Annotated in this window: 19 protein-coding genes; 7 read left to right on the plus strand and 12 right to left on the minus strand. The window is 67.7% G+C overall.

Translation table 11 applies throughout. The features are described from left to right. The first annotated feature begins 223 nt into the window (after positions 1 to 223). Positions 224 to 745: a hypothetical protein gene (locus tag Q0D93_RS02745; protein ID WP_294391023.1), complete on the plus strand. Its 522-nt coding sequence runs from the start codon at positions 224 to 226 to the stop codon at positions 743 to 745. 99 nt (positions 746 to 844) lie between these two features. Here the strand turns inward: Q0D93_RS02745 and tgt are convergent, their stop codons facing one another. From tgt to hrpB, 3 genes are read right to left on the minus strand one after another with little or no spacing between them, the layout of a single operon-like run. Beyond that, positions 845 to 1,969 carry a tRNA guanosine(34) transglycosylase Tgt gene (gene tgt / locus Q0D93_RS02750; RefSeq protein ID WP_294391024.1) on the minus strand — a complete coding sequence of 375 codons (1,125 nt, stop codon included), beginning with the start codon at positions 1,967 to 1,969 and terminating at the stop codon, positions 845 to 847. 31 nt (positions 1,970 to 2,000) lie between these two features. Further along, entirely contained in the window at positions 2,001 to 2,303 is a 303-nt protein-coding gene (locus tag Q0D93_RS02755) for an ETC complex I subunit (RefSeq protein ID WP_294391026.1), read from the minus strand. A 31-nt stretch (positions 2,304 to 2,334) separates the two neighbouring features. Then, positions 2,335 to 4,749: an ATP-dependent helicase HrpB gene (hrpB, locus tag Q0D93_RS02760; protein WP_294391028.1), complete on the minus strand. Its 2,415-nt coding sequence runs from the start codon at positions 4,747 to 4,749 to the stop codon at positions 2,335 to 2,337. Between the two features lie 58 nt (positions 4,750 to 4,807). Here hrpB and Q0D93_RS02765 point away from each other — a divergent pair, with 58 nt between their 5' ends. Further along, positions 4,808 to 5,416, plus strand: a complete 609-nt coding sequence (locus Q0D93_RS02765) for a thymidine kinase (RefSeq protein ID WP_294391031.1) — start codon at positions 4,808 to 4,810, stop codon at positions 5,414 to 5,416. 31 nt (positions 5,417 to 5,447) lie between these two features. Next, entirely contained in the window at positions 5,448 to 7,283 is a 1,836-nt protein-coding gene (locus Q0D93_RS02770; protein ID WP_294391033.1) for a DUF885 family protein, read from the plus strand. 9 nt (positions 7,284 to 7,292) lie between these two features. Here Q0D93_RS02770 and Q0D93_RS02775 read toward each other — a convergent pair whose 3' ends face one another. The 8 genes from Q0D93_RS02775 to Q0D93_RS02810 all read right to left on the minus strand — a co-directional run bounded on the left by Q0D93_RS02775 (position 7,293) and on the right by Q0D93_RS02810 (position 15,896). Further along, positions 7,293 to 9,803, minus strand: a complete 2,511-nt coding sequence (locus tag Q0D93_RS02775; protein ID WP_294391036.1) for a calcium-binding protein — start codon at positions 9,801 to 9,803, stop codon at positions 7,293 to 7,295. A 218-nt stretch (positions 9,804 to 10,021) separates the two neighbouring features. Then, on the minus strand, positions 10,022 to 11,047 hold the full coding sequence (gene queA, locus Q0D93_RS02780; RefSeq protein WP_294391038.1) for a tRNA preQ1(34) S-adenosylmethionine ribosyltransferase-isomerase QueA: 1,026 nt from the start codon (positions 11,045 to 11,047) through the stop codon (positions 10,022 to 10,024). 21 nt (positions 11,048 to 11,068) lie between these two features. Beyond that, a complete protein-coding gene (locus tag Q0D93_RS02785; protein WP_294391250.1) occupies positions 11,069 to 11,833 on the minus strand; it encodes a peptidylprolyl isomerase in 765 nt (254 codons plus the stop codon). Between the two features lie 103 nt (positions 11,834 to 11,936). Then, a complete protein-coding gene (gene coaD, locus Q0D93_RS02790) occupies positions 11,937 to 12,419 on the minus strand; it encodes a pantetheine-phosphate adenylyltransferase (RefSeq protein ID WP_294391040.1) in 483 nt (160 codons plus the stop codon). After that, on the minus strand, positions 12,416 to 13,315 hold the full coding sequence (locus Q0D93_RS02795; RefSeq protein ID WP_294391253.1) for a polyprenyl synthetase family protein: 900 nt from the start codon (positions 13,313 to 13,315) through the stop codon (positions 12,416 to 12,418). The genes coaD and Q0D93_RS02795 overlap by 4 nt, the downstream gene beginning before the upstream one ends. 7 nt (positions 13,316 to 13,322) lie before the next feature. After that, positions 13,323 to 13,568: an exodeoxyribonuclease VII small subunit gene (locus tag Q0D93_RS02800; RefSeq protein WP_294391043.1), complete on the minus strand. Its 246-nt coding sequence runs from the start codon at positions 13,566 to 13,568 to the stop codon at positions 13,323 to 13,325. A gap of 80 nt (positions 13,569 to 13,648) precedes the next feature. Continuing rightward, positions 13,649 to 14,308 carry a DUF1013 domain-containing protein gene (locus Q0D93_RS02805; RefSeq protein ID WP_294391047.1) on the minus strand — a complete coding sequence of 220 codons (660 nt, stop codon included), beginning with the start codon at positions 14,306 to 14,308 and terminating at the stop codon, positions 13,649 to 13,651. Between the two features lie 142 nt (positions 14,309 to 14,450). Beyond that, entirely contained in the window at positions 14,451 to 15,896 is a 1,446-nt protein-coding gene (locus Q0D93_RS02810; protein ID WP_294391050.1) for an MATE family efflux transporter, read from the minus strand. 86 nt (positions 15,897 to 15,982) lie between these two features. Here Q0D93_RS02810 and Q0D93_RS02815 point away from each other — a divergent pair, with 86 nt between their 5' ends. Genes Q0D93_RS02815 through Q0D93_RS02830 form a run of 4 tightly spaced genes read left to right on the plus strand, consistent with a single transcriptional unit; the run spans position 15,983 to position 22,246 of the window. After that, positions 15,983 to 17,092: a Gfo/Idh/MocA family oxidoreductase gene (locus tag Q0D93_RS02815; RefSeq protein ID WP_294391052.1), complete on the plus strand. Its 1,110-nt coding sequence runs from the start codon at positions 15,983 to 15,985 to the stop codon at positions 17,090 to 17,092. Beyond that, the gene (locus tag Q0D93_RS02820; RefSeq protein ID WP_294391055.1) at positions 17,089 to 18,111 is read left to right on the plus strand and encodes an SMP-30/gluconolactonase/LRE family protein; all 1,023 of its coding nucleotides are present in this window, start codon (positions 17,089 to 17,091) and stop codon (positions 18,109 to 18,111) included. Before Q0D93_RS02815 ends, Q0D93_RS02820 begins: the two co-directional genes overlap by 4 nt. Then, on the plus strand, positions 18,108 to 20,369 hold the full coding sequence (locus tag Q0D93_RS02825) for a glycoside hydrolase family 3 N-terminal domain-containing protein (RefSeq protein WP_294391057.1): 2,262 nt from the start codon (positions 18,108 to 18,110) through the stop codon (positions 20,367 to 20,369). Before Q0D93_RS02820 ends, Q0D93_RS02825 begins: the two co-directional genes overlap by 4 nt. A gap of 5 nt (positions 20,370 to 20,374) precedes the next feature. Further along, complete coding sequence (locus tag Q0D93_RS02830) at positions 20,375 to 22,246, plus strand: M1 family metallopeptidase (protein WP_294391060.1); 1,872 nt, start codon at positions 20,375 to 20,377, stop codon at positions 22,244 to 22,246. 16 nt (positions 22,247 to 22,262) lie between these two features. Here Q0D93_RS02830 and Q0D93_RS02835 read toward each other — a convergent pair whose 3' ends face one another. After that, complete coding sequence (locus Q0D93_RS02835) at positions 22,263 to 22,715, minus strand: Rrf2 family transcriptional regulator (RefSeq protein WP_294391063.1); 453 nt, start codon at positions 22,713 to 22,715, stop codon at positions 22,263 to 22,265. Positions 22,716 to 22,809: the final 94 nt, after the last annotated feature.

A 22,809-nucleotide genomic window follows, 5' to 3' on the forward strand; every position in this document is an offset into this window, starting at 1 on the left:
CGCTGATCTAATGATAGGCGCCCGGGTCTTTAGACGACGTCATCTCCGGCCTGGCTTGCAATATTCTCGCTTGCTGTACGAACTCGGCAGTGTCCACTTCGAAAACGGCTCGGCCTGTGCTGGAAACATGGGTGCGTTTCCCCCCACAGCCGGAACAGCGCAGATGCTGCACGGTTCGTGCAACGAGCCTGCGCTTTGCAGGCCGGTGAGAAGAGGATCGGTCATGACTCAGGCATCAGCCCTTTTCGATACCCATGCAGAGGCCGAGCGGGCCGTCTCTGAATTGCGCACCCTGGGCGTTAACGATAGCGACCTGTCAGTCATCGCCCATCATGGCGGGACCACCACCGCCCGATCGGGCGACGGCGAAATCACCGATGAGCATCATCGCAACGTCATTCGCGGCATCCTGGGCGGTGGCGCGCTGGGTGCAGGCCTGGGCGTGGCCGCGCTCGCCATCCCGGGTGTGGGGCCACTCGCCGCAGCCGGCGCGATTGCCGCATCGGCGGTGCCGGAAGCGATCGGCATCGGTGCGCTGATCGGCGCAATCGGCGGCAGCATGAACGAGGTGCTGACCAAGCATGGCGTGGACGAGGAGGATGCGCGTTACTATGGCGACCGGCTGAAAGAGGGCGGCGTCCTCGTCACCGTTGCGGATGCCGGGCTGGACGGCGACCGGGTGCGCGACGTCCTCTATCGTAATGGCGGCCACAATTCGGCGCAGGCGCGAACCGCGACTTTGTAGGGGACGACGCACCGGAGACCCTGATGGCCCGGTGCGAACGTCCTGGAAGAGCCAAATCCATCTCGACCGGCATGGCGAACCGCGATGCCGGTCGAAACCCTACGCCTTGGCGGCGTGATATCGCTCGCGGAAGGCGGTCGCCCACGCAGTCAGGCTGCCGGCTGAGATCGCGTCGCGCAATCCCGCCATAACCTGTTGATAGAACCATAGATTGTGCTGGGTCAGCAGCATCGCGCCGAGCATCTCGCCGGATTTGGTGAGGTGGTGGAGATAGGCCATGCCCCATCCCGCGATGGGTGAGTCCGGATCCAGCGGGGACAGGTCCTCCGCCCATTTGGCGTTGCGCAAATTGACCGGGCCGTTCCAGGTGAAGGCCTGGCCGTTGCGCCCGCTCCGCGTCGGCAGCACGCAATCGAACATGTCGATGCCGCGCTCCACCGCGCCGACGATGTCGTCGGGCTTGCCCACACCCATCAGGTAGCGCGGCTTCTCTGCATCGAGCTGGCCCGGCGCATAATCGAGACAGGCGAACATCGCCTCCTGCCCCTCGCCCACGGCGAGGCCGCCGACCGCATAGCCGTCAAAGTCGATGTCGAGCAGCGCATCGGCGGATGCCTTGCGCAGCCCTTCGTCCAGCGCGCCCTGCTGGATACCGAAGATCGCCGCTCCCTCGGCATGGGCGCCGCCGCCGTCGAACGCCGCGCGCGACCGCCGCGCCCACCGCATCGACCGCTCCATCGCAGCCGCCTGGACGTCACGGGTCGAGGTGGTCGGCACCAGTTCATCGAATGCCATGACGATGTCGGAGCCGAGCAGGCGCTGGATCTCGATCGAGCGTTCCGGGCTCAACAGATGCGCCGATCCGTCCAGGTGGCTCTTGAACGCCACCCCATCCTCGCTGCGCTTGGTCAAGGCGGACAGGCTCATCACCTGATAGCCGCCGCTGTCGGTCAGGATCGGCCGGTCCCAACCCGAAAAAGCGTGCAGGCCACCCAGCTTGGCGACTCGTTCCGCACCCGGGCGGAGCATCAGGTGATAGGTATTGCCGAGGATGATGTCGGCGCCGGTGTCGCGCACCTCGGCCGGGCGCATCGCCTTGACCGTGCCGGCGGTACCGACCGGCATGAAGGCGGGCGTGCGGATCACGCCGCGACGCATCGCGATCGTGCCCGTACGCGCCTTGCCGTCCGTGGCGGCGATGGTGAAGCGGAAGCGTTCGCTCATGATCCGCAACCGGCGTCAGCGCCCGCGCGAATCAGAAAGAGATGTCCACGCCCCGAAAATTGTCGGCGTAAGTCTGCAGCTTGATGCGCCGCTCCACCTCACTCGGCGTGACGTGGTAGCTGAGGCCGTGCCGGTCGCAATAGGCCTTGGCCGCATCCAGCGTCGGGAAGCTGAGGCGTACCTGCTCGCGCGTGTCGCCCGATCCGGCCCAACCGGTCAGCGGGTCGGCGCGCTTCGCCTCGCGCGGTTCATATTCCACCAGCCACAGCCCGTCATGGGCACGGCCAGATTGCATGCTGCTCTTGATGCGTTCATGGATGCGCGCCTGGGTCATGCGGCACCGTCTATCGCGCCCCGTGCCAGGGTCAAGAGGCGGACGCGCGCTTGGTGCGCAACGTGGGCGCGGCAGCGGCCGGATCGTCGGGCCAGGGGTGCCGCGGATAACGCCCGCGCATCTCCTTGGCGACCGCCGCCCAGCTACCGGCCCAGAAGCCGGGCAGGTCGCGCGTGGTCTGGATCGGACGCCCCGCCGGGGAAGTCAGGCGCAGCACCAGCGGCGTCGTTCCCACAGTTGGATGCTCCGCCAGGCCGAACAGCGCCTGGACCCGCAACTCGACGGCGGGCCCGCCCTCCGCCGCATAATCGATGGCGTGGCTGGTGCCGAGCGGTGAGGTGAAGTGCGGCGGCGCCTTGGCCTCCAGCTGGCGCCTGCCCTCCCAACCGAGCAGGAGTTCCATCGCCGGGGTCAATTGCCGCTCGGGGATGTCGGACAGGCGGCGACGCCCTTCGACCAGCGGCGGGAGCCATTCGTCCAGCCGCTCCAGCAATGCGGCATCCTCCAGATCCGGCAGGCCGGCATAACCGGCGCGCGTGCGGAGTGCCTGGTTGGCACCCGACCATGGCAGCAGAGCGAGGCCATGGGTGCGCACGCCATCCACCAGCGCCTTCGCAACCATGTCGGGGTGCGCAGTGGGATCAGGGCCGCGCGACAGCCGGATCGCGCCGAGCCGCCGTTCGCGCAACGGCTCGACCGCCGAGGTTGCGGGATTGAAGGCAGCGGTGCGCACGGTTTCGATCCGGTCGGCGAAGACGTTCTCCACATCGGCGGCGTCGATCGCGGCGGCGGACAGGATGCGGGCGCCGGACGCAACCCCCTGCGTCTCTGCCACGGCCAGCCACTCGGCCCGCGCCAGGGCGGAGGTGGGATCGAGGCGAAAGCCGCGCCCGCCGGCGGAAATCCAGTCGGCCCCGTCGCCGCTCCTCCGCCGGCTCAAACGGTCGGGAAAGGCCAACGCCACGCAAGCGCCAATATCGCCCTCCCCTCGGCCACGGGCCAGCCGCTGCCACCGTTCGGACAATTGCCGGGCGGCGCGCGCACGCGGGCTCCGGTCATCGCGCCAGCGCCGCAGCCGAAGTTCAAGGTCGGGATCACTGCCGCCAAGTCCCTGCTCCGACAGCAACACCGCCACGTCTGCTGCGGTCGCGCCCCAACCCTGTTCCCCGGCGGCGATCAGCATATGCCCGAGCCGTGGCGCCACCGGCAGCGCCGCCACCTTGCGCCCATGGTCGGTCGGACGGCCATCGCCGTCGATCATCCCGAAGGCGGCCAGTCGCGTGCGCGCTTCGGACACGGCCGCCGCGCTCGGCGGATCGATCCAGCGCAACGCCGTCGGATCGGTCACGCCCCAGATCGCGCAGGCCAGCGCCAAGGCCGACAGATCGGCTTCGGCAATTTCGGGCGGATCGAACGCGGGCAAGCCCGAGGTCGCCGCCTCCTCCCACAGGCGATAGGCGGTGCCCGGCTGCTGCCGCCCCGCCCGACCGGCGCGCTGGGTGGCGGCGGCGCGGCTGACCCGCTCGGTCGCGAGCCGGGTCATGCCGGCGGCCCGGTCATAGCGTGGGCGCCGGGCGAGGCCGCTGTCGATCACGGTCGTAAGCCCGTCCAGCGTCAGGCTGGTTTCCGCGATGGCGGTCGCCAGCACGACCTTGCGCCGCCCTTGTGCATCGGCGCGGATCGCGGCGCGCTGCGCGGCGGGGTCGAGGCTGCCATGCAGGCGGTGGAGCGCGATACCGTTGCCAAGCCCGCCAAGCCGCTCGGCCGTCCGCTCGATCTCTGCCACGCCGGGAAGAAAGGCGAGGATACCGCCCGCCGTGTCCCGCAGCGCACGGCGAATGGCGGCGGCCATGTCATCCTCGATCCGGGCCGCCGACCGGCCGAGGTACAGATGATCGATCGGGAAGCTGCGCCCCGCGCTCTCGATCACCGGCGCACCGTTCAGCAGGTGCGAGAATCGCGCGCCATCCAGCGTGGCCGACATGGCCACCAGGCGCAGGTCGGGGCGGAGCGCCGCCTGCACGTCCAGCGCCAGCGACAGGCCGAAATCGCTGTCGAGGCTGCGTTCGTGCACCTCGTCGAACAGCACGGCGGAGATGCCGGCCAGTTCGGGATCGGCCTGGATCATCGCCACGAAGATACCCTGCGTCGCCACCAGCAGCCGGGTCGCCGCGGATTGCTTGCTGTCGAGGCGGGTGGCGTAGCCGATCAGCCCGCCGACCGGCACGCCCGCCAGTTCGGCGATCCGTTCGGCAGCGGCGCGGGCGGCGAGCCGGCGCGGCGACAGCAGCAGCACGCGGCCGGAACACCAAGGGCGATCGAGCAAGGCGGGCGCGACCGCCGTCGTCTTGCCCGCACCCGGCGGCGCGACCAGCACGGCGCTGTTGCCGGCATCCAGCGCGGCGAGCAGGTCGGGCAGAACGATGTTGATCGGCAGGTCGGCCATGGTCGCGCTGCTTAGCCCTTGCTTCGCCCCGCGGGGAGAGGGCAATGATCGCGATCGCATGGCCAAGCTCTATTTCTATTATGCCTCCATGAATGCCGGCAAGTCGACCGTGCTGCTGCAGGCCAGCTTCAACTATCGCGAGCGGGGAATGCGCACCATGGTGTGGACCGCGGCGGTGGACGACCGTTATCGGCCGGGCACCATCACGTCGCGCATCGGACTGGAGGCTGAGGCGCATGTGTTCGCCGCCGAGACGGACCTGCGCGGGGCGATCGAGACGGAACATGCCGCCGCCCCGCTCCACTGCGTGCTGGTGGACGAGGCGCAATTCCTGTCGGGCGCACAGGTCGGGCAATTGGCCGACATTTGCGACGAGCTCGACATACCCGTATTGGCCTATGGCCTGCGCACCGATTTCCTCGGCCAGCTGTTCGACGGCAGCCGCCGACTGCTGGCGATCGCGGACGTGCTGAACGAGATCAAGGCGGTGTGCGGGTGCGGGCGCAAGGCAACCATGAACCTGCGCTGCGACCACCACGGCCATGTCGCCCGCGCAGGGGCGCAGACGGTGATCGGCGGCAATGACCGCTACGTCGCGGTGTGCCGACGCCATTTCACCATGGCGATGCGCAACGGCAGGCTTCCCGATTTCCGCCGCGCCGCCTAGGCTTGCCCGACTACAGGAGTTGCCTTCCCCGATGCTCACCACCCGTCGTGAATTGCTGGCCGGTGCCGGCGCCGTCGCCTTACTCTCCGCCTTGCCGCTCCAGGCCCGGTCTGATGGCGGGGATGCCGCCGCCAACGCCTATCTGGACGACATCGCCGAGGAGATATTGCGCGACTTCCCGGAAACGGCGGCGGGCCTGGGGATCGACAATGGCCAGAGGGCCGCATTGCACGGACGATTCGGGGATCGCAGCGGCGGCGCCTACCGTCAGAAGGCGGCGCGGACCGAGGCGCGGCTGGCGCGGCTGAAGGCGTTCAATCGCGCCGGCCTGTCGCACGGCACCGCGCTCAACCTGGACGTCTGCCAGAGCGCGCACGAACTGGCGGTGGAAGGCTTCCGCACCATGCCGGTCGGCGAGGTGGCGACTTTCCACTCCGACGTCAGCTATCGCAGCACGCCTTATATCGTCGCCCAGAATACCGGCGCTTATGTCGAGCTGCCGGACACACTGGAAAACCATCACGCAGTGGCGAACAGCGCCGATGCCGACGCCTATCTGTCGCGGGTGGAGGCGTTCGCCAAGGCGATCGACGGCGAGACCGAGCGGCTGATCGTCGACCAGGCCAAGGGCGCGCTGCTGCCCGGTTTCCTCAACGACATTGCGGTGAAGCAGCTGACGGAGATGCGCACCCAGGCGCCGGCCGAGTGGAGCATCGTCGACAGCCTGTCCGAGAAGGCGCAAAAGGCCGGGCTGCCCGCCAGCTATGCCGATCGCGCGGCGAAGCTGGTGAGCGAGAGGGTCGCGCCGGCGCTGGGTCGGCAGGCCGCCGCGCTGCAATCGGTGCGCGCCAAGGCGAGCGATGTGCCCGGCATCTCGGCGCGGCCAGATGGGGAGGCCTATTATGCCTGGCTGGTGAAGGCGGGCACCACCACCACCTACTCGCCGGAAGAGCTCCACCGCCTGGGCGTGGAGCAGAATGCGGAGCTGAACGCCCGGATCGACACCCTGTTGAAGGCGCAGGGCATCACCAAGGGTACGGTGGGCGAGCGGCTGACCGCGCTCGGCAGGCGGCCCGACCTGCTTTTCTCCAACGACGATGCGGGGCGCGCCAAGCTGCTGGCCTATCTAAACGGTCGGGTGGCGGACATCCGCACCCGCCTGCCGCGCGCTTTCGCGACCATGGTGAAGGGCAATCTGGTCATCAAGCGCGTACCGCCCGCAATCCAGGACGGCATGCCGAACGGCTATGCCGGACCGGGCGCGATCGACGGCAGCACGCCGGGCGTCTACTTCATCAACCTGAAGGATACGTCGCACTGGCCGCGCTATTCGCTGCCGACCTTGACCTATCATGAGGGGATTCCCGGCCACATCTGGCAGGGCGAATATAGCTACAAGCTGCCGCTGATCCGGTCGCTGCTGGCGTTCAACGCCTATTCGGAAGGCTGGGCGCTGTATGCCGAACAGCTCGGGGACGAACTCGGGGCCTATGCTGACGATCCCTTGGGGAAGATCGGCTATCTCCAGTCGATCAACTTCCGCGCGATGCGGCTGGTGGTGGATACCGGCGTGCACGCCAAACGCTGGGACTTCGACCGCGCCCTCAACACCTTTGCGGAAGGCACCGGTCAGCCGCGCGAAGAGCTGCGGTCCGAACTCAACCGCTATTGCTCCTGGCCGGGTCAGGCCTGCGGCTACAAGATGGGCCATAACGAGATCGTGCGACTGCGCGGCCATGCACAACAGGCGCTGGGCAGCCGCTACGACCTCCGGCAATTCGACGACGCCATCGTACTTGGCGGCAACATGCCGCTGACGATGCTGGCGCGCGTGGTCGACCGCTATATCGCGACCGCGCGCGCCTGATCGAATGGCTTAGACGAAGTCGTTCACATCGAAGGCGTTGGTGCCGACCCCTTCGAAGCGGATGCTGGAGTCGACGCCCCCGCGCGTGTCGCCGTCGAAGAACAGGTAGGTGTCGCTGCCGACCGACACCGCCGCCACCGCCGTGCCGCTGACCATGCGCGCCGCCAGCGCCGCCGCGTCGCCCGCCGAGGATGCGGTGGCGTGCAGCACGCTGCTGACCGCGAAGCCGAGCGAAAAATGGTCCGCGCCATCGGCGAAGTCGGCCACCCGGTCGCCTTCATAAGCGTGGTCGCCGCTGCGGCCGAACACCGCATCGCCATTGGTGAACACGAACAGGTCCTCGCCCCCGCCGCCGGTCAGCCGGTCATAGCCGCTGCCGCCGTTCAGTGTGTCGCGGCCCATGTCGCCATAGAGCGCGTCGTCGCCCGTGCCGCCGAACAGCAGGTCGTTGCCCGCGCCACCGCGCAGCGCGTCGTCACCGGCATCGCCATTGAGCGTGTCGTTGCCGCGATTGCCCTGGAGGTAATCCAGGCCGTCGCCGCCGTTGATCAGGTCGTCATCGGCACCGCCATAGACGCGGTCGTTGCCGGTCCCGCCCATGATCGTATCGTTCCCGGCATTACCCTGGATGTAATCGTTGCCGCCGCCGCCGAGCAGCAGGTCACCGCCGTCCGCGTTACCGGCCGACGTGGTCAGCGCGTTGCCGTAGATGTGATCGTTGCCGCTGCCGCCCAGGATCGTATCCGATCCGCCGCCACCCTGATAATAATCCGCCTCGATGAAATTGCCCGGTCCGTTCCGGGTGTCGGACAGGCCGAGGATGCGATCATTGCCGTCGCCGCCATGGATCGTGTCGTTGGCATTGCCGGCCATCAGCGTGTCGTCGCCGGACGTACCGTTCAGGACATGGCCTTCCAGGCGCGCCGACTGGAACCCGGCGAGTGGCGCGGACAGGTGCGATCCGCCGGTCATCTGCTGGCCGATCAGCGCGTCGTAGCGGACGCTGCCGGTCTTGTAGATGTTGTCGAGGACACCCCAATAGCCATATTTGTCGGAGTCGCCGACGTCGAAATAGCTGACCAGCGTCGACCCGCCGACGTCCTCGAAGATGTCGGCCATCCTGGTGTAAAGGTTGCCCATGCGCGGATCGTTCATCAGGCGCGCGAAGAAGTCCGTGATCTCGCCCTGGATGCTGGCGGGGAATTTCGCCGCTGTCAGGTGCGCACCGCCTTCATAGGCCTGCAAGTCCAATCCGTTGGCCTTGGCGAGGCCGGCAGCCTTGGTCAGACGGCTGACCAGCTGGGACATGCCGCCATCGGCACGGAGCGGCCCGCCCTGCTCCAGTTCCTTGAAGGCGGCGTCCATGCCGGCCTGGCCGCCGCGCGCCCACTCCAGCACCTTGGCCTGATTTGCGGCATTCTTGTCGGAAACCGACAGCTGGTTGCCGAAGTAGGTGGTTACCGCATAGCTGTCGAACAGGCCGGATACGGTGCCTCCGGCAGCGGTAATGCCCTTCTGCATGTAACCGAACAGGCCGTCATTGCCCAACTGGCCGCCGAGTACGCTTTCTGTCCGCGCATCGGCGGAGCTACCGAAGACCTCATCCACCATCTTGGCGACCTGCGCCGAACGGTAGCCGTAATAGGTCATCCACGCGCCGTTAGGCAGTTCGGCCTTGTCCTTGGGGTCGATCCTGCCGTCGCCATTGGCGTCCTTGCCCCACAAGGCCGACGCCTGATCCTGGGCGTAGCTCGCGACCTTGTAGTCCCAGTTCCACACCTCGTTGGAATATTCGACGTGCAGCTTGATGCCGGGATCCAGATGATCGCGGATATAGCTCAGCGCGTTCCTGACATAGGTGTCGTCGGCCTGGCCGGGCACGTTCCACCACATGGCGGTGCCGGTTTCGTTGGCTAGCCGCACCATCACTTCCAGCGGCACGCCATCTGCATGCTGCGCCTTGGCCCAGCTGGAGTCGGACACCTGGGATCGATCGTCCCACGACACGGCCTTGCCGGGATCGATGTTGCCCCAATCCTTGAAGCGCAGCACGTCCCACGCGCTCGCCTTCTCGACAAAGGCCGGGTTGAAGATTTCGCCGGCCTGGAACAGGTCCACCTGGTCCGTGCGCACCACGTGCAGGTCGCGCAGCGGATCGCCCGGGTTCATGTTGCTGAGCTTCAACTGCACGCTGACCGTGTCAGGCTTGGTCACCTCGAAGGTGATCTGGTTGTCACTCTTGCTCAGTATCTTGGCACCGGCCAGGCTGAACGTGCCGCTGCCCTGCCAGGTCATCACATAGGTGTCGATCGGCGCCTCGCCTGCCGGATCGACCCCGACCATCTTGTAGATGTAGTTGGAGCCAGAAGGAATGCCCATCGGATCGCCCGCATCGTTCATGTCGACGTTGACACTGTTGTTCGTAGTGCGCCAGCCGTCGGCTGTCTTGGCGCGGTCGATGAACGGCTCCTGCGTCGAATAGTAGCTGACGCCCGTCAAATTCATCCCGATCGATGTCATGCTGCAACCCCGATTGCGCAGGGTGCGTGACAGTCACTGCACGCTACCCGTGAAACACAAGCGGCAGCGATGACTTTAGCTGAGGAGGATTTGTCTGCCCCCGCCGGCAAGGCACCGAACCGCGTCGGAGTCCTCTTTAGGCATGGCGGGATTTTAAATGGGTAATGGCGATGGTTAATCGGCCGTTAGTAGGATCATCCCGCGATTACAAAGCGCGATCAGGGCAGAAGCAGGCTGGCATCCCCGTAAGAATAGAAACGGTAGCCCGTCGCGATCGCGTGGCCATATGCCTCCTGCATCCGCTCCCTGCCCATCAGCGCGGAAACCAGCATGAACAATGTGGAGCGCGGCAGGTGGAAGTTGGTCAACAGCCCGTCGATCCCGCGAAAGCGGTAGCCGGGCGTGATGAAGATGGCGGTATCCCCCTCGAACGGCTGGATGATCCCCTGCTCGTCGGCGGCGCTTTCGATCAGGCGGAGGCTGGTCGTGCCGACCGCTATGACGCGGTTGCCTGCCGCGCGGGTGGTGTTGAGGCGCGCGGCGGTGGCGGCATCGATCCGCCCCCATTCTGCATGCATCCGGTGGTCCGCCGTATCCTCCGCCTTTACCGGCAGAAAGGTGCCCGCGCCGACATGCAAGGTCAGCGTCTGGTGGCCGATGCCCGCCTGCTCCAGCGCGGCGAGCAACCCCGGCGTGAAATGAAGAGCCGCCGTGGGGGCCGCCACCGCACCGGGCTCGCTGGCGAACATGGTCTGGTAATCGTCCAGGTCCTGCGCGTCGGTGGCACGCTTGCCGGCAATATAGGGCGGCAGCGGCATCCGGCCGGCCCGTTCTAGCAGCAATTCGACCGGCTCTTCGCCCTCGAACACCAGCAGGAAAGAGCCGTCGTCGCGCCGCTCCACCGCCCCCGCCGTGACATCGGCACCGAAGTCGATGCGGTCCCCGGGCCGCAGCCGCTTGGCGTTGCGCACGAACGCCACCCAGTGGCGTGGTCCTTCGCGCTTGTGGAGGGTGGCGCCGATCCGCGCCTCGCCCCGCATCCCCTCCAGTTGCGCGGGGATGACGCGGGTGTCGTTGAACACCAGCAAGTCGCCGGGGCGCAGCAGATTCGGCAGATCGCGAACGATGCGGTCCTCGCTGCGGTCACCGTCCAGCAGCAGCAGGCGCGCGGCATCGCGCGGCACGGCGGGGCGCAGGGCGATCCGCTCCGGCAGCAGATCGAAGTCGAACAGGTCCACACGCATGATGGGCAGGCTTGCGGCGGATCAGCGCCGGCGCGGCGGCTTTGCGTCGCTCTGCCCGGCGGCTTCGGCGGCATCCGCCGCCGCCTGGGCAGCCCCGCCCGCTGCCATGCGGGCGGCCGCCGCGCGATTGCGGGCGGTGCCGGTCTTGCCCTGCCTTGCCGCGACAGCCGCATCGTCGGCCGCGATTGCCGCTTCGGCCGCCTGATCGGCGGCGGCGGTGGCCGCGGCAGAGGATGCTGCCTGCGCCACCGGCGGGGACGCCGCCACGGCCGGCGGTTGCCCCATCCAGGCACGCACCACCTTGGTCGGGTTGGCGGGCGGCTCACCCTTTTCGATCAGGTCCACCTGCGCCATGCCGGCGATCACCCGACCTACGACCGTATATTTGCGATCCAGCGTCAAGTTGGGGGCCAGCATGATGTAGAACTGGCTGTTGGCGCTGTCCGGACTGTCGGCGCGCGCCATGGCCATCGCGCCGCGCACATGCGGCAGGTCGTTGAACTCCGCCTTCAGGTCCGGCAGGTCCGATCCGCCCTCGCCCGTGCCCTTTGGATCGCCGCCCTGCGCCATGAACCCATCGATCACGCGGTGGAAGCTGGTGCCGTCATAGAAGTGGCGGCCGATCAGCGTCTTGATCCGCTCCACCGAGTTCGGCGCCACGTCCGGGCGCAGCAGGACCGAGACGGTGCCGCCGGTCGACAGTTGGAGATTGAAGATGTTGGCCGGATCGGCCGCGGGCGTCACCTGCGCCGTCGGCACGCCGGGCTTGAGCGTGGGTTCGGCCAGGCCCTGCGGCCCGGTCGCCTGGGCCAGAACGGGGGCCGCCGCACAGGCCGCGAAACCCCAGACCAGATGCTTGAAGAGCAAGAATAGGCTCCGTATGTTTGGATCAGCGCAGCTTGGCGCGGATCGCCTGTGCCACTGCCGGCGGCACGAACTGTTCGATGGCTCCGCCGCCGCGCGCCACATCCTTGACCAGCGAGGATGCGATCGGTCGCAGCGCGGGTGCCGCCACCAGGAAGATGGTGTCAATGTCGGGCGCCATCATCCCGTTCATGGTCGCCATCTGGCTTTCATAGTCCAGATCAGTGCCGCTGCGCAGCCCCCGCACGACGAATTGCGCCTCCGCCTGCCGCGCAAAGTCGACGGCGAGGCCCTGATAGGTTCGCACCTCCACGACCGACGACCAAGCGGACACCTCGCGCCGCACCAGGTCGACCCTTTCCTCCAGCGAAAAGAGCGGCGCCTTGAGCGAGTTGGTGGAAATGCCGACCAGCAGACGATCCACCAGCCCCACCGCGCGGCGGATCAGGTCGAGATGTCCCAGGGTCGGCGGATCGAAGGTTCCGGTAAAGGCGGCGACCCGCGTCACCGGTCGCGTTCCACCACGTAGCGCGCGATGGAGCGCAGCAGGGTCGCCTCCGTCCCATGCGCGGCGAGGTGGCCGATCGCCTGATCCACCAGGATCTCCGCCTGCTGGCGGGCGCGTTCCACCCCGAGCAGCGACACAAAGGTCGCCTTGCCGGCATCCGCATCCTTGCCGACCGCCTTGCCCGTAACCTCCGCCGACCCTTCAACGTCGAGCAGGTCGTCGGCGATCTGAAAGGCCAGACCGAGGTCGCGGCTATAGGCGCGGATCGCACGGCGCCCCTCCGGCGGCACATGGCCGAGGATGGCCCCCGCTTCCAGGCAGAAGCCGATCAACGCGCCCGTCTTCAACTGCTGGAGACGGGTCACCGCCGCCAGGTCGAACGCCGCGCCGTCGGCCATCAGGTCCATCATCTGCCCGCCGGCCATGCCGACCGGACCGGCCGCCTTGGCCAGTTCCGCCAGCAATTCGCAGCGGACGAACGGATCGGGATGGGTTTCCGGATCGGCCAGGATCTCGAACGCGATCGCGTGGAGCGAGTCACCGGCCAACACCGCCGTTGCCTCGTCATAGGCTTTGTGCACGGTGGGACGGCCACGACGGACATCGTCATCGTCCATGCACGGCAAATCGTCGTGGATCAGGCTGTAGACATGGATCGCCTCGATCGCGAGTCCGACGCGCAGCGCCGGCACCCGATCGACATGGAACAGGTCGGCTGACGCCCGCACCAGCAGGGGACGCAGCCGCTTGCCGCCACCGATCGCGGCATGGCGCATCGCCTCGAACAAGCGGGCGCGCGAATCGCCCGGCACCGGCAGCAGCCGGTCGAACCCCTGGTCGACCTCCGCCGAGACCCGATCCATGGACGCCTTGAGCGCCAGCGGAACCACCCCCATCGCGGTGTCAGCCGGCGTCAAAGGGCTGGACGCCGGCGGCACTGCCGTCCGGCCGCACCGCGATCTTCTCGATCCGGGCCTGCGCCGCCTGCAGCCGCGCCTCGCACTGGCCGCGCAGCCGATCGCCCTCGGCATAGAGAGTGATGGATTCGTCCAGGCTCGCCTCGCCGCTTTCGAGGCGGTGAACGATGGTTTCGAGGCGTTTCAGCGCGTCCTCGAACGACAGGTCGGAAATGGCAGGATTATCGCTCATAAGCGTCGCAGCTTGTGGAGCCCACATGCAGGCCGGTCAAGCGCGACGCGCCCGATCGAGCGCGCCGCATGCTCCAACGATCAGGCCCGCTTGCCGAACAGGGCATCCACGTCGGACAGGATCGTATCCTCGCCATGCTGCGCCACGTCGCGCTCGTGACGGAGCTGTTCGATCAGCGCCTCGCGGTCGCCTTCCAGCTTGGTGTCGACCGGTGCCTCGATCCCGGCAGCCTTGGCGGCCTTGGAGACCACCGAGTCCAGCTCGCGCTGGCTGGTCAGGCCCAGCGTCACCGGATCCTTGGGGACGATGTTGGCGATGTTCCAGTGGGTCCGGTCGCGAATGGCGGCGATGGTTGTGCGGGTGGTGCCGATCAGGTTGGAGATCTGCCCGTCCGACACCTCCGGATGGTTGCGGATGATCCAGGCGATGCCGTCCGGCTTGTCCTGACGCTTGGACACCGGCGTGTAGCGCGGGCCCTTGGTGCGGCGGACCTGCTCCGGGCCCTTGATCATCTGAAGACGATAGGCCGGATCGGCCTGCCCCTTCTCGATCTCCTCCATCGTCACCTCGTGCGCGCGCACCGGATCGCGGCCGGTCAGCTTCGTCGCGGCGGTGTCGTCGGCGATGGCCTGAACCTCCAGCACATGGAGGCCGCAGAATTCGGCAATCTGCTGAAAGGAGAGCGAGGTGTTGTCGACCAGCCAGGAGGCGGTCGCATGGGGCATAAGCGGCTGAGCCACGGCGAAACTCTCCAGATAAGAAAAGGGCCGCCCCTCACGGAGCGGCCTGGCATTGTGACATGATGTAGATCGTCCCGCCCCAACCGGCAAGTCTTGCGATCTTGGGAGACCACGGGGCGACCTTTCCGGGTGGCGGGCCACCTCACCCGCTCGGGTTCAGCCGGCCGCCGGGTTCGGCCGTCGCATTGGCCTGCTCACGCATGTTCGCCCGATCGCCCCCAAGGTGCAGGGTTCGCCATGTACCGCGCTGGTAATAGAGGACCGCCAGCACCAGCGAAATCGCCGAGCCCAGCGGAAAGCTCCACCACAGCACGTCCGTGCCGAAGCGACCCAGCAGCGCCCAGGCAAAGGCCAGACGGCCGACGAACACGCTGGCGCACAGGATCAGCAGCGGCGCCACCACCGCTCCGTTGGCGCGCACGGTGGAGAACAGCACCAGGGTGACGCCGAACAGGATGAAGCTCCAGCTGCCGATCAGCTGGATGTGCCGCGCGATGGGCACCGCCGGGCTGTCGGCGCCCACGAACAAAGCCAGCAACGGCCGGTCGAACAGCAGCAGCAGGGCGACCAGCGCGCCGGTCATGGCGACGTTGGTGATGACGCCCGCCCGCGTGATCCGGCCGATCCTGTCCCACCGACCCGCCCCGATATTCTGGGCCGCCATGGCCGACACCGCGGCGCCGATCGCCATCGCCGGCATCTGCACATAGGTCCATAATTGCTGGGCGACCCCATAAGCGGCGGTGACATGGATGCCGGCGCGGTTCACCAGCCCGATCATCACCAACCCGGAAAAGGAGAAGACCAGCATCTGGAGCCCCATCGGCAGCCCCTTGGCGAAGATGGTCCGCAGCAATGCCCTGTCCGGCACGAGGAAGCCGAGTTCCCTGCCCCGCAGCCGGATCGGCAGGTCGCGCGCATAGATCACGACGATGGCGGCCAGCAGCACGACATAGTTGGCGATCAGCGTCGCCATGGCCGAGCCGGCAATCCCCATCGCCGGCACAGGGCCCAAGCCGCGGATCAGGACCGGGTTCAGCCCCGCATCCAGGCTGACGTTGAGCATCATGAGCCACAAGGGTGTGATCGAATCGCCCGTGCCCCGCATCCCCATTGCCAGCAGCACGCCCAGGAACATGGCCGGCATCGCCAGGAAGATGACGCGCAGATATGCCAGCGCCATCACCTCCGCGCCCGGCGGCGTGGACAGGGCCCGCAGCAGCCCCGGCGCCACGATCCAGCCGATCGCGGCCACCGCGAGCGACACCAGCGCGAACAGGCCGATCGCGGTTCCCATCGCCCGCCGCGCGCCTTCCACGTCACCTGCGCCCATGCGCTGCCCCACCAGGATGGTGGCGGCCATGCCGAAGCCGAAGCCGAGCGCGAACATCAGGAACATGACCAGATTGGCGTTGGATGTCGCCGCCAGCGCGCTTTCCCCCAGGAAGCGCCCGACCCACACGGCGTTGATCGACCCGTTCAGCGACTGGAGGACGTTGGACAGCAATGTTGGAACGGCGAACAGCAGCAGGGTGCGCGTGATCGGTCCCTGGGTCAGGTCGCGTCGATTGCCGGTTCCGGATGCCATTCGCTCTCGCCTAATCCTTTGCGGGGCGCGCGTATATCGCTAACGCTTGCACGACCGGCCACAGACCGGGTGCAAGGGAGACGTTGATGATCGACATGACCAGACGTGACGTGATGGCTGCCGCGGGCGGCCTGGCAACAGTAACTCTGGTGGGCGGCGCGGCCCATGCGGCCGACCCCGGCCGAAAGCTCGGCTATGCGATCGTCGGCCTCGGCAATTACGGCGCCAACGTCATCATTCCCCAGTTCAAGAATTGCCGGAACAGCCGCCTGGTTGCGCTCGTCAGCGGCGATCCCGCCAAGGCCAAGCGCATCGCCGCCGAGCATGGTGTGCCCGAGCGGTCCATCTACAATTACCAGAATTACGACAGCATCCGCGACAATCCGGACATCGACATCGTCTATGTCTGCCTGCCCAATTCCATGCATGCCGAATACACCATTCGCGCGGCCAAGGCAGGCAAGCATGTGATGTGCGAAAAGCCGATGGCCGTGTCCGTGTCGGAATGCCAGGCGATGATCGCGGCGTGCAAGCAGGCCGGCAAGAAGCTGATGATTGGCTATCGCGTGCATTTCGAGCCGACCAACCTTGAGGCGATCCGGCTGGCGGAAAGCGGCGCGATCGGCAAGCGGCGCTATGTCCGCTCCGAACATGGCTTCGTCCAGACCAATCCGGAGGCGTGGCGGCTGAAGAAGGCGCTGGCCGGCGGCGGATCGCTGATGGACATGGGCGTCTACAGCCTGCAGGCCGCCCGCTACATGACGGGCGAGGAGCCGGTGTCCGTCTACGCCCACGAAACCACCGACCGCAGGGATCCCCGCTTCCGCGAAGTGGAGGACATGATCGAGTGGCAGCTTGAATTTCCGTCCGGTGTGATCGCGTCGTGCATCTCCATGTACAGCGCCAATCAGAACCACATCCTGCTGATGGGCGAAAAGGGCCGGATCGAGATGGAGCCGGCCACCCGTTACGAGGGCAATCACCTCTGGACCGGCAAGGACGGGCGCGAGCAGGAGATCACGTCGCTGCCGCCGGGCCCGCGCTCCACGCAGTTCGCCGGCCAGCTCGATCATCTGTCCGAATGCATCCTGTCCAATCGCGAGCCGATCGTGTCGGGCGAGGAAGGCCTGCGCGACATGCGCATCGTCGAGGCGATCTACCGCTCCGCCCGCGAGAAGAGGCGGATCGCCCTGTGAGGCCGACGATCAACCGCCGCGCCCTGATCGCATCGGGCGCGGCGCTGATCGCCCTGCCCTCCCTGGCCAAGGCCGCACCGGCGGAGACACGCCCGACCCTGCGCCGGTTGTCGTCCGGGCTGGACCGCATCGTCGCGCCGAACGTCGCGATCGAGACGATCGCGACCGGCATGCAGTGGGCGGAGGGCCCGGTATGGGTGCGCGATGGCGGCTACCTGCTCTTCTCCGATCCGCCGGCCAACATCATCCGCCGGTGGAGCCGCAACGATGGCGCCTCGCTCTTCCTCCAGCCGTCCGGCACGGCCGGGCTCGACCCCGCATTGGTGCGGGAGGCTGGGTCGAACGGCCTGGCGCTCGATCGCCAGGGACGACTGCTGATCGCCAACAGCGGCGGCCGCTCGATCGACCGGCTCGACCTCCGCACCCGCACACGCACCGTTTTGGTCGATCGCTACCAGGGCAAGCGGTTCAACAGCTGCAACGACATGACGCTCAGCCGCACGGGCGCGATCTACTTCACCGATCCGCCTTATGGTTTCGCCAAGGGCGACGAGTCTCCGCTCAAGGAAGTCGCGCAGAACGGCGTCTATCGTTGGACGGAGGGTGGCGCGGCGGTGCTGGTCACCGGCGCCCTCACCCGCCCCAACGGCCTGGCGCTGTCGCCCGACGAACGCCGCCTGTTCGTGTCCAACTCGGACGAGAAGGACCGCCGGATCGTCGCGATCGACCTCGACGCCGCCGGCCTGCCGAGCGGTGCGCCCCGCACCTTTCTGGATGCCTCGGCGCTGTCCGGGCCGGGCAATCCGGACGGCATGAAGATCGCGGCCGACGGCACGATGTTCTGCTCCAGCCCGGGCGGCCTTTGGATCTTGACGCCCGAAGGCGAGAGGCTCGGCCTGATCGAGCATGGCGCGCCGATCGCCAATTGCTGCTTCGGGGAAGATGGGAGGACCCTGTTCATGACTGCCAATGACCGCGTGCTGCGGATGCCGCTCAAGATCGACGGGTGGCGCGCATGAGCGTCTCGCGTCGCGCCGTCCTCGGCGGAAGCGCGGCCCTCGCCGCCGCCGCCTTTGCCGCCCCGCCGTCCGAACGGGACCGCAAGCGTACCGCCGACCTCCTGTCGAAGCTGACGCTGGAGGAGAAGGTCGGGCAGATGAACCAGGTCGCGGGCGGACGCCAGAAGGCGCTCAACTCGCGGCTGGACGACGCCATGATGGCGCGGGTCCGCGCGGGCGAGATCGGGTCCTTCCTCCACGTCGCGGGCGCGGAGCCGACCCGCAAGGTGCAGATGGTCGCGCTCAAGGAATCGCGGCTCGGCATCCCGCTGATCTTCGGGATCGACGTGATCCATGGCTATCGCACCATCTTTCCCGCACCGCTCGCCATGGCCGCCAGCTTCGACCCGGCGGTGCACGAGGCGGCGGCGCGGATCGCCGCCAGCGAAACCGCCGTGTCGGGCCTGCACTGGACCTTCACCCCGATGTGCGACGTGGCGCGCGATCCGCGCTGGGGCCGCGTCGTCGAGGGCGCGGGCGAAGATCCGTGGCTCGGCGCGCGCATGGCCGAGGCGCAGGTGAAGGGGTTCGAGCAGGGCCCGGACCCGGTCCTGTCCTGCACCAAGCATTTCGGTGCCTACGGCTTCGTCATGGGCGGTCGCGATTATGACAGCGCCGACATCTCCGACCGCACGCTGAACGAAGTGGTGCTGCCGCCTTATTATGCGGCAATCACCGCCGGTTCGGGCAGCGCCATGACCGCCTTCAACGATCTCGGCGGCGTGCCGACGACGGGCAACGCCGCATTGGTGCGCGGCACGCTGCGTAACGCCTGGAACTTTCAGGGGCTGGTCGTCTCCGATTGGAACGCGGTGCGCGAGCTGATGGCGCATGGCATTGCGTCGAGCCCGCAGGAGGCAGCCGCGCTCGCGGTCCGCGCGAGCGTGGACATGGACATGGCGGGCGGCATCTATGCGGAAGGGCTGGCCAATGCCGTTCGCGCCGACCCGTCGCTGATGCCGCTGGTGGACGAGGCGGTGACGCGCATCCTCAACGTCAAGGCGCGGCTGGGCCTGTTCGACAATCCCTTCCGCTTCGGCGACCTGCGGCGCGAGAAGGTGGAGCTGAACTCCGCCAAGCATCGCAAGGCCGCGCGTGATGCCTGTGCCAAGTCGCTGGTGCTGCTGAAGAATAAGGGTAGCCTGCTGCCGCTCAGGAAGGGCGCGAAGGTTGCCCTGATCGGCGGACTGGCCGAAGATCGCTCGACCTTTGTCGGATCGTGGCGGGCACGCGGCCAGGATCAGGACGCGATCACGCTGCGCGCCGCGCTGGCGGACGAGCGCCTTGTGACCACCACCTACGTTCCCGGCGCGGACAGCCGCAATCCCGACACGTCCGGCATCGCCGCGGCGGCGGAGGCGGCGCGCGCGGCGGACGTGGTGCTGCTCGTGCTGGGCGAGGATTATGACTATTCGGCGGAATCGCGCAGCCGGTCGGATCTGTCACTGCCGGGCGTTCAGGATCAGTTGGCCGACGCGGTCCTCGCCGCCGGCAAGCCAGTGGTGCTGCTGCTGATCGGCGGCCGCCCGCTGGCGCTGGAAGGATTGGCGGGCAAGGTCGGCGCGATCCTGGAATGCTGGCTTCCGGGCGTGGAGGGCGGGCCGGCCATTGCCGACATCCTGACCGGTCGCATCGCGCCGGCCGGGCGGCTGCCCATGTCCATGCCGCGCAATGCCGGCATGTCGCCCACCTTCTACAACCACCTGCCCACCGGCCGCCCGGCCAGCCCGGACCTGGCGGTCGATACGGCACGCTATCACGATGCCGACATCGGGCCGCTCTTCCCGTTCGGCCACGGCCTCAGCTATGCCAGCTTCGATTATGGTCCGCTGACGGTCGACAAAGCAGAGATCGGGCCGGGCGAGAGCGTTACCGTCACGGTGGCGGTCACCAATCGCGGTAACATGGTCGCGGACGAGGTGGTACAGCTCTACATGCGCGATCCGCTCGCCTCCGTCGCGCGGCCCGTCAAGGAAATGCGCGGGGTGAAGCGCGTCACGCTCCGCCCGGGCGAGACCAAGCGCGTCAGCTTCCGCCTGTCCGCCGCGCAGACGGCCATCTGGCAGGCCGGACGCTGGCATATCGAGGCGGGCCGCATCGACCTGATGGTGGGCGCATCGTCCGACGACATCCGTCAGCGCGGCGCCTTCACCATCACCGCCGAGGGCTGGGGCAGCGTGCCGTCCGCCTCCCTCTCCACCCCCGTGATGGTAAGCTGAGCCCGATGACCCGATTTCGTGCGTTCGCCGCCTTGCTGATGCTGACCGCAAGCACGCCCGCCTTGACCGCACCCGCCAGACCCGCGCCGATCCTGACCACGGCGGAGGCGAAGGACGCATTGTCCTACGCCCAGCCGCAGGTCGCGCGGGTGATGCATGTCGACTTCGATCTGGTGGCGGACTTCGCGGCCAGGACGATGCGCGGAGCGGCGACGCTCGACATCCTCGCCAGGCCCGATGCCGGACAGATTGTTCTGGACGACAAGGGTCTGGCGATCGAGCGGATCACCGATGCAGACGGGCAGGCGCTGAAATGGTCGGTCGGCGCAGGCCGGGATTATACCGGCGCGCCGCTGACCGTGGAGATCGGCAAGGCGCGCCGGATCGTGGTCACCTACCATTCGCAGCCGGACGCCAGCGCGCTCGGCTGGATGCCGCCCGAGCTCACCGCCGGCAAGCGCAAGCCGTTTCTGTTCAGCCAGGGCCAGGCGATCGAGACGCGCAGCTGGATCCCGACGCAGGACAGCCCTGGCATCCGCCAGACCTGGTCGGCCAGCATCACCGTGCCGGCGGACCTGACCGCCGTGATGAGCGCCCAGCGCCTGACCCCCGAGGGCGAACCTGTCGCAGGCGGCATGAAGCGGTTCCGCTTCCGCATGGACCATCCCGTCCCGCCCTACCTGATCTCGCTGGCGGTGGGCGATCTCGCCTTCCAGCCGCTCGGACCCCGAACCGGGGTGTGGGCCGAGCCGGTGGCGCTCGGGCCCGCCGCCCGCGAGCTTGAGGATACGGAAAAGATGGTGACGACGGCGGAGGGGCTGTACGGCGCCTATCGCTGGGGCCGCTACGACATGCTCGTCCTGCCGCCGTCCTTCCCGTATGGCGGCATGGAAAATCCGACGCTGACCTTCCTCACGCCGACCATCTTCACCGGCGACAAGGCCAATGTCGACGTGGTCGCGCACGAACTGGCGCACAGCTGGTCGGGCAATCTCGTCACCAACGCCACCTGGTCGGACACGTGGCTGAACGAGGGCTTCACCACCTATTTCGAGAACCGGATCGACGAACTGGTCTATGGCAAGGAACGCGCGGCGACGCTGGCCGACTTGTCGTGGGACGACCTGCAACGCGACCTGCGCGAGGCGAAGCCGAATGCCACCCGCCTGCATGGCGAGCCGGAGGAATTGTACGGGCAGCTGGCCTATGACAAGGGCGCGACCTTCCTGCGCACCATCGAGCAGGCGGTCGGGCGGCCGCGCTGGGACGCCTACCTCCGGTCCTATTTCGATCGCCATGCCTTCCAGCCGCAGACCACTGCCGGCTTCCTTGGCGACCTGCGCGCCAACCTGATCGGGGGCGATGCCGGGCTGGAGGCGAAGCTGCAACTCGACCGCTGGGCCTATCGGCCCGGCCTGCCCGACAATGCGGTTCACGTCCGCTCCGCCACTCTCGCGGAGGTCGATCGCGCGATCGCGCAGGTACAGGGCGGCGCGGCGATCGCCTCCATTCCGTTCGCCACATGGGGCACGCAAGAATGGCAGCGTTTCCTGAACGGCTTGCCCCGGCAGATGCCGGAGGCAACGCTGGCGGAGCTGGACCGGACGATGCACCTGTCCGCCTCGTCCAACGCCTATGTCCGCTCGGCCTGGCTCGTCCTGGCGCTTGGCAATCGCTACCAGCCGGCGGTGGCGTCGGCGGAAGAGTTCCTGCCCCGGATCGGCCGGATGCTGCTGATCCGCCCGGTGTATGGCACGCTGATGGAACAGGGCGATTGGGGCCAGCCGATCGCGCACCGCGTCTATGCGACCGCCCGTCCGCACTATCACCCGGTGACGGCGGCGTCGGCCGACAGGATGCTGGGCGCGGGCGCGTAGGTCAGGCCGGAGAGGGTCAGGCCGGCTCGGGCTGCGTCTGGCCCTCCGCCGCCAACTCGCTCCTCGCGGCATCCGCCAGCGACGTATTCTCCAGGATGTCGACCGCGCTCTCCCGCACCCGCGCCAGCACCTTGCGGATCGCGCAGGTTGCCTCGTCATGGCAATCGCCGCAGCGCGCGTAGAAATTCTCGCTGGCGCACGGCACCAGCGCGATCGGTCCGTCGATCGCACGCAGCACCTGCGCGAAGTTGATCTCGCCCGGCGACCGCGACAGCACATAGCCGCCGCCCGGACCACGGCGGCTGATGACCAACCCGGCCTTTTTCAGGTCCACCATGATGAACTCGAGATATTTGCGCGGGATCACCTGCGCCGTGGCGACGTCGCTCAACTGAACCGGGCGGGATTGCGCATGTTCCACCAGGTGGAGCAGCGCACGCAGCGCGTAGCGGGCCTTTTGCGAAAGCATGATAGGGCATAGCGCCCCGGCCACCGACTTGCCAAGTGGCTGCGCTGGTGCGGGCATGATCCGGCGGCATCGCGGGCAGCAGACCGCCTCCGAC

The sequence above is a fragment of the uncultured Sphingomonas sp. genome (genome assembly GCF_934560975.1).
Taxonomy (GTDB): Bacteria; Pseudomonadota; Alphaproteobacteria; order Sphingomonadales; family Sphingomonadaceae; genus Sphingomonas_I.